Genomic DNA, 7,018 nt, shown 5'->3' on the forward strand with positions numbered 1-7,018 from the left:
GCCACCTGCCCGCCGAACAACTCCACCACCGACACCGGCACCACCGCACGACCCAACGCCGACACATTGCCCCACGCGGCCAGCCGGGCGTGCGCGTTCTCGTCGATCACATCCAGCGCCAGCAGCGGCCGGGTCGGGTCAGCCGTCATCGCAACCAGTAGCCGCTGCAGTAGCGCGGCAAGGTCGGGGGCGTCGAGGCCAGACCAGGGCGCCCACCTGCCCGCGGTGCTGAGGAAGAGTTGGTCGCCGTCACTGGTGAAGATGAGGCCGAAGCCGTCCGCCTGACCGGAATTCGTGTAGGAGGCCGAGGCCGTGACACCGCCGAAGGGCAACGTGAATGCCGACGGGATGAAGTTGACGCTGACCCGCTCCGGCGACTTCGTCAGGCCGCGGACCTTGCGCTCGAGCGCGTGCACCGGGAATCGCTGGTGCGCTACCGCCTCGTCGATGCGCGCCTCGACGTGTTTGCAGAACTCGGCGACCGTCGATGCCGGCGCGGCGGTGATCACCAGCGGCACAACGCCGGCAACCATTCCGGGAAGCGTCTTCAGCTCCGGGCGCACGCGGCGGCTGACCGGGAAATCGAGCACCACCTCCGGACCGTCGGGGCACCAGCCGCGGACCAACAGGGCGCAGGCCGCGGTGATGACCGACGTCTGGGATACGCCCCACACGTCGGAGAACCGGTGCACCCGGCGCACCACCCCGGGGTCCAGCGCCACCGGAGCCGACGGCCACGGATTACGCTCCCCCGCGCCGTCGGAAACGCGGTGCTGCCCGTCGCGTTCGGGCGGCAGGTTCGCCAGCCAGTAGGCCTCGTCATCCCGGTACTCGGCGGATGCCTCGTAGCGAGATTCGCAGTCGACCAGCTCGCGCAGTGAGCCGAAGACGGCCGTCGGGATGGGTCCGGCGGACACGATCGCGGAGTAGATGGAGGCGATCCGATGGCCGACCAGCCCGACGCCGGTCCCGTCGATCACGATGTGGTGGCAGCAGGCGAACAAGAAGTACTCGTCGCGCCGGGTCTGAAAGAGAACGAACTTGAACAGCGGCCCGGTGAGCGGCATGGGCGTTCGCTGGATGGCCAGCGCTCTGCGCCGGGCTTCTTCGACGGGCTCGGGCAGGTCGCTCAGGTTGTCGAACGTCAGCTCGACGTTCGGGTTGTCGATCGGGCGCTGGACGACGTCGCCGTCGACCTCGACGAAGGCGACCCTGGTCGGTTCCGCTTCGTGCACGGCTTGCCGGATCGCCCACTGCAAGGCGTCGCGCTGGACCGTGCCGTTGATCCGCACGAACAGTCCCAGCTGCCACTCCGTGTCGGAGTGACCCGTCTGCTGCGCAAGCCATAGGTCTAGCTGTCCGCGAGTGAGCGGAAGCGTTCGGCCGTCAAGCTCCATCCATCTCCCCAACCACAGGGCGTTCCTTTCAACCCCCCGGTTGAGAGGGGCCGCTCGGGCGGGCGTTCGGGCCGTAGCCCGGTGCGCTGCTGCTCGAGGTAGCCCCGGCACTCGGCGCGGTCTACTTCGCGGCGCTTCACCCGGCGATCGGGCGTAGCGTCGGCAAAGACCGACCGCAACCTCGGTTGCCGCTCGTCGTTGGCCGGGACGACTGGGCCGGGAAGCGTCGCCGCCACAACACGGTTGACGCTCCCCACTCCGATGACGCCGTAGTCAACATGAGTGCAACAGTTTGGAAGGCTAATAGACGACCACCCCGTTGGTCCAGGGTTATCCAAACTTGATGTCCTGTGAATCCCCCAAAAGGATGGTTTTAACTCAGCCTTCAGGCCTTGATACATACCTCAAGTACTGGTTAAGCTGCTCTCAGCACCATACGGTATGGCATGTTTTTGGGGGGGTTTCGGCGTTGGTCGCCACGCACTGCGGCATAGACCGTTATCGCCGCGTTATAGGCGATCAGGTCCCCGCCGCCGGTACCCGACCATCAAAACGAATCGCGCATGACGCAAAAGCGGCGTGGCCCGGAAGGACCACGCCGCTTTCGGACTCCCCGGAGGGATTACAGCAAACCGAGCAGCTGCAGATCGGTGACGTACTTGACGATCACCGGCGCGCTCACATGCGGGATGTCGTTGTCGGAGCCGACCTTCGCTTCCTGCACGGCGGCGCGGAAGCGATCCGTCGGCGCGAAGGCGCCCCGGGCCGGTTCGGCGGGTTGCAGGTTCTTCGGGTCGCGCAGCAGCAACATCAACATCTGCAGCACCGAGTTCTGCCGCTGCCGCTCCGGCAGACCCCGCAGGCCGGTCTCGAAGCGTTGCAGCCACTCGCCGAAGTCGTCGACGCGTTCGATCGGGTAGCCCGCTTCGATCAGCCAATCGACGTATTGGTCGAGGCCGATGCCGTCGTCGTGCGGGTTCATCACGTGGTACGTCTCGAACCCGTCCATCACCTGGGCGCCCAGCTTGGCGATCGCCTCGGCGACGAACTCGACGGGCAGGCCGTCGAAGTGCGCGCTCTGCCGGTTGCCATCGGCGTCGAGCTGATAGAACGACTTGGGCGCGACGCCGGTGGCCACGACGCTCAGGATCATCCGGGTGAAGATGTCCGCGACGTTGAGCTGGCCGGCGTAACTGGTGTCGGCCAGGATCATGTCGGAGCGGAACACCGAGACCGGCAGCCCGCACAGGTCGTGCGCCTCGCGCAACAGGACCTCGCCCGCCCACTTGCTGTTGCCGTACCCGTTGGCGTAGCCGCCGTCGATGACGCGGGTGGCGCTGATGACCCGGATGTCGGCGTCCTCGGTGAACGCCGCCGGGTCGATCTGGCGGCCCACGTCTGAAGTCGACACATATGCGTACGGCTTCTTCTTGGTGGTGAGCGCCAACCGGATCAGCTCCGCGGTGCCCCCGACGTTGGGGGTGAACAGCTCGTTGTAGGGCAGGACGCCGTTGACGACGGCCGCCGAGTCGACGATCAGGTCGACGGTGTCGGCCAGCCGCTGCCAGGTCGCCTCGTCCAGGCCGAGGTTGGCCTGGCCCTTGTCGCCGGCGACGACCTGCAGGTGCTCCTCGGCCAGTTCCTGGAAGTGCGCCAGCAGTTCCGGGTCGCCGCTGTTGAAGGTCTTCTCCAACCGGGCCCACGCGTCCTCGTCGGACTTGGCCCGCACCAGGCAGATCAGCTTGCCGCCCACGACTTCCAGCTGCTCGAGCCATTCGAGCACCAGGTAGCGGCCCAGGAACCCGGTGGCACCGGTCAGCAGGACCGTCCGGACCTCGGCGCTCGGCCCGGGCAGCGTCGGCGCGGTCGACAGCGTCGTCGCGTCGATGAACTTGTCCAGGGTGAGGTCGCGGGCGTGCACCTCCTTGGCGTCGGCGCCGTGCACCGCCGCAAAGCCGGGTCCGGCGGCGCCCTCGGTGTCGGCCCCACTGGTGATCCGCTGGCTCAGGCTGCGGACCGTTTGCGAGTCGAACAGGGTGCGCACCGACAGCGCGCCGTCGACGGCGGTGTTGATCTCGGCGATCACCCGCATCGCGGACAGCGAGTCCCCGCCCAGCTCGAAGAAGGAGTCCTCGACCGACACCCGGTCCATGCCGAGGACGCGGGCGAAGACGTCGGCGACGATCTCTTCGGTGGGGTCGCCCGGCGCGACGTACTCGCCGCCGCGCTTCTGGTACTCCGGTGCGGGCAGGGCGCGCCTGTCCAGCTTGCCGTTGACCGTCAGCGGCAGCGCGTCCAACACCACCACCGCGGCCGGCACCATGTAGGCGGGCAGCCGGTCGGCCAGCTGGACGCGGATGCCGACCGGGTCGGCGGTTCCGGTGATGTAGCCGACCAGGCGCTTGTCGCCGGGGCGGTCCTCGCGGGCGATCACCGCGGCCTGCTCGACGCCGTCGAGCGCGGCCAGGGCGGCCTGCACCTCACCGAGCTCGATGCGGTAGCCGCGCAGCTTGACCTGCTCGTCGGCGCGGCCCAGGTACTCGAGCTGACCGTCGCGGCCCCAGCGGACCAGGTCGCCGGTGCGATACATCCGCGAACCCGGGCTGCCGAACGGGCAGGCGACGAAGCGCCCCGCCGTCAGGCCGGGCCGGCGTGAATACCCGGTCGCCACACCGTGACCGGCGATGTACAGCTCGCCGACGACACCCTCGGGTGCCGGGCGCAGCCACCGGTCCAGCACGAACAGCGCGGCGCGCGGCACCGGCGAACCGATGGGCGCCGATCCCGTGCCGCTCCTCAGCGGCGCGCTCATGGCTGCGTAGACCGTGGCCTCCGTCGGGCCGTAGGCGTTGATCATCACCCGTCCCGGCGCCCACCGGTCGACGACCTCGACCGGGCAGGCCTCACCGGCAACCACCAGCGCCGTCGACTCCAGGCCCTCGGGCGAGAGCATGCCGACCGCCGACGGGGTCTGGCTCAGCACGGTGACCTGTTCGGCGACCAACAGCGCGTGCAGCTCGTCGGGCGCGGCCGCGACCGACTCGGGCACCACCACCAGGCGGCCGCCGTGCAGCAGCGCGCCCCAGATCTCGTGCACTGAGACGTCGAAGACCAGTGAGTGCCACTGCGCCCACACCCCCGCCTCCGGCAGGTCGGCGTGCAGCGTCTCCACCAACTGCGCGACGTTCGCGTGCGTGACGGCCACACCCTTGGGGACACCGGTGGTTCCCGAGGTGTAGATGACGTAGGCGATGTTGTCCGACGACGGCATCGGCAGCGCCGTGCCGGGCTGGTTGGCCAGCGCCGGGTCGTCGACGTCGATGACCGTCGGGCTGCAGCCGTCCAGCCGCTCCCGCAGCGCCGAGGTGGTGACCACGGCGACCGGCTCGGCGTCGGTGAGCAGGAATTCGATCCGGGCGGCCGGCAGCGCCGGGTCGATCGGCAGGTACGCCGCCCCGGTCTTGAGCACCGCAAGGATGGCGACGATCGCGTCGGCGGACCGCGAGAACAACAGCGCGACCCGCTCGCCCGGCCCGGCGCCCTCTTCGGTCAGCAGGTGCGCCATCCGGTTGGCGGCCTCGTCGAGCTCCCGGTACGTCATCGTGCTGCCGTCGAAGGTCAGCGCCGGCGCGTCCGGGGTGCTGGCCACCTGGGCGGCGAACATCGCGGGGATCGACTTGGCGGTCGGCGGCTGGCTCAGCACCCCGCGGTTGCCGCGCTCGTCGAGCCAGGCGTGCTCGTGCTCGTCCACGACGTCCAGCGACATCAGCCGTCGGGTCGGATCGGCCGTCATCTCGGACAGCACCCGCTGGAACCTCTCGGTCAGCTTCTCGATGCCGGCCGCGTCGAACACGTCGGTGTCGAACTCGACGCGCAGGCCGAGTTCCCGGCCCGGCAGCGCCATCACTGACAGCGGGTAGTGGTTGTACTCGCGGTTGGTGACATCCGTGATGGCCAGCTCGTGGAAGCCCAACGGCACGCTGGTGTCGATCGGATAGTTCTCGTACAGGAACAAGGTGTCGAACAGCGCGTCGTGACCGGTCACGTGGTGGATGTCGCTCAGCGCCAGGTGCTCGTGTTCGAGGGTGTCGTTGTGGTGTTGCTGCAACTGGTCCAGCACGTCGGCGACGGTGGTCTCCGCGGTGATGCTGGCCCGCACCGGCACGGTGTTGATCAGCAGACCCACCATGGACTCGGCGCCGATCAGGTCGGCCGGCCGGCCCGACACCGCGGTGCCGAACGCGACGTCATGCTGGCCGGTCAGCCGCATCAGCAGCTGCGCCCACGCGGCCTGCAGCACGGTGTTGACGGTGGTGTGGCAGGTGCGGGCCAGCTCGCCCAGGGCGCGCGTGGTCTCCGCGGACAGCCGGTAGGACTCGACGGCCCGCCGGCCCAGCCGCATCCGGCCGGCCGGTCCCACCAGGGTGGGGGTGTCGAATCCGTCGAGCACCTGCCGCCACGCGGCTTGCGCGGCCGTGCGATCCTGGCTGGCCAGCCAGGTCAGGTAGCTGCGGTAGGTGGCCGGCGCGGGCAGCTGGTCCCCGTAGTAGTTGGCGAGGATCTCGCGCAGCAGGATGGGCAGCGACCAGCCGTCCATGACGATGTGGTGGTTGGTCAGCACGAACCGGTACCGGTTGTCCGCGGTGCGGATCAGCGCGGCGCGGAATGCCGGCCGGTTGGCCAGATCGCTGACCGCGGCACGTTCGGCGGCGCACAGCTCCTCGACCCGCTGCTCGGGGTCCAGATCCTCGGCGCCCAGCTGGATGTACCGCCAGGCCATGACCGGGTCGGCCGGGATGACCTGGACGGGCTCGCCGAACTGCGGGCAGAACCGGGCCGCCAGGTTGGGGTGGCGGTTGACCACGGTGTGCACCGCGTCGTGCAGGCGGTGCGAGTCCAGCTCGCCGGTCACGGTGATGCCGAGCTGCACCGCGTAGACGTCGTCGCCCGGGTCCTGCGCGAAGCTGGCGTGGAACAGCAGGCCCTGTTGCAGCGGCGTCAGCGGCAGGATGTCGGCGACCTGGTGCTGCTTGCTCAGCTCGTCGATCTGGCGCTGGTTCAGGCGCGCGGGTGCGATGTCGGACGGGGTCAGCCCGCCGCCGCCGCCCTGCACGTGGGCGCAGATCCCGGTGAGGGCCTCGAACCACAGCTGGCTGAGCCGGCTGATCTGCTCGCGGTCCATCGCCGAGGCCGCCCACGTCCAGTTGGCGTGCAGGTGCGGGCCTTCCTCGGTGTCCATGGTGCCGGCGTTGACGGTCGACGGTGTGCATCAGCGGCATCGCGACCGCCGCGGCCGCGCCGCTCAGCGACAGGCTGTCCGGGCTCAGCCGCCACAACTCGCCGGGCAGGTCGGCGGCCGCGCCGAGCCGTCCCAGGTAGTTGAAGCCGATCACCGGGTCGGTTCCACCCAGGTCGATGTCGGGGTTCAGGTAGCGCAGCAGGCCGTAGGTCAGCCCGTCGGGCAGGGCACGCAGCTGCTCCTTGGTGGCCTTGACCGCCGCGCCCAGCGCGTCGTCGCCGGCGACCACGTTCGACCAGTCCAGGCCGTCGACCGTCAACGACACCGGGTATTTGGTGGTGAACCAGCCGACGGTGCGGGACAGGTCGACGTGCGGGCCCAG

1 protein-coding gene and 1 pseudogene are annotated in these 7,018 nt (G+C 69.5%); both read right to left on the reverse strand.

The annotated features are described in order from the left end of the window. Nucleotides 1–1,397, reverse strand: a 1,397-nt coding sequence (locus A9W96_RS03950; protein ID WP_231999581.1) for a condensation domain-containing protein, incomplete at its 3' end; no start/stop codon positions are given. A gap of 622 nt (nucleotides 1,398–2,019) precedes the next feature. After that, nucleotides 2,020–7,018, reverse strand: a pseudogene (locus tag A9W96_RS03955) (amino acid adenylation domain-containing protein); the annotation flags it as partial.

The sequence above is a fragment of the Mycobacterium sp. 1245852.3 genome (assembly GCF_001669335.1).
GTDB lineage: Bacteria > Actinomycetota > Actinomycetes > Mycobacteriales > Mycobacteriaceae > Mycobacterium > Mycobacterium europaeum_A.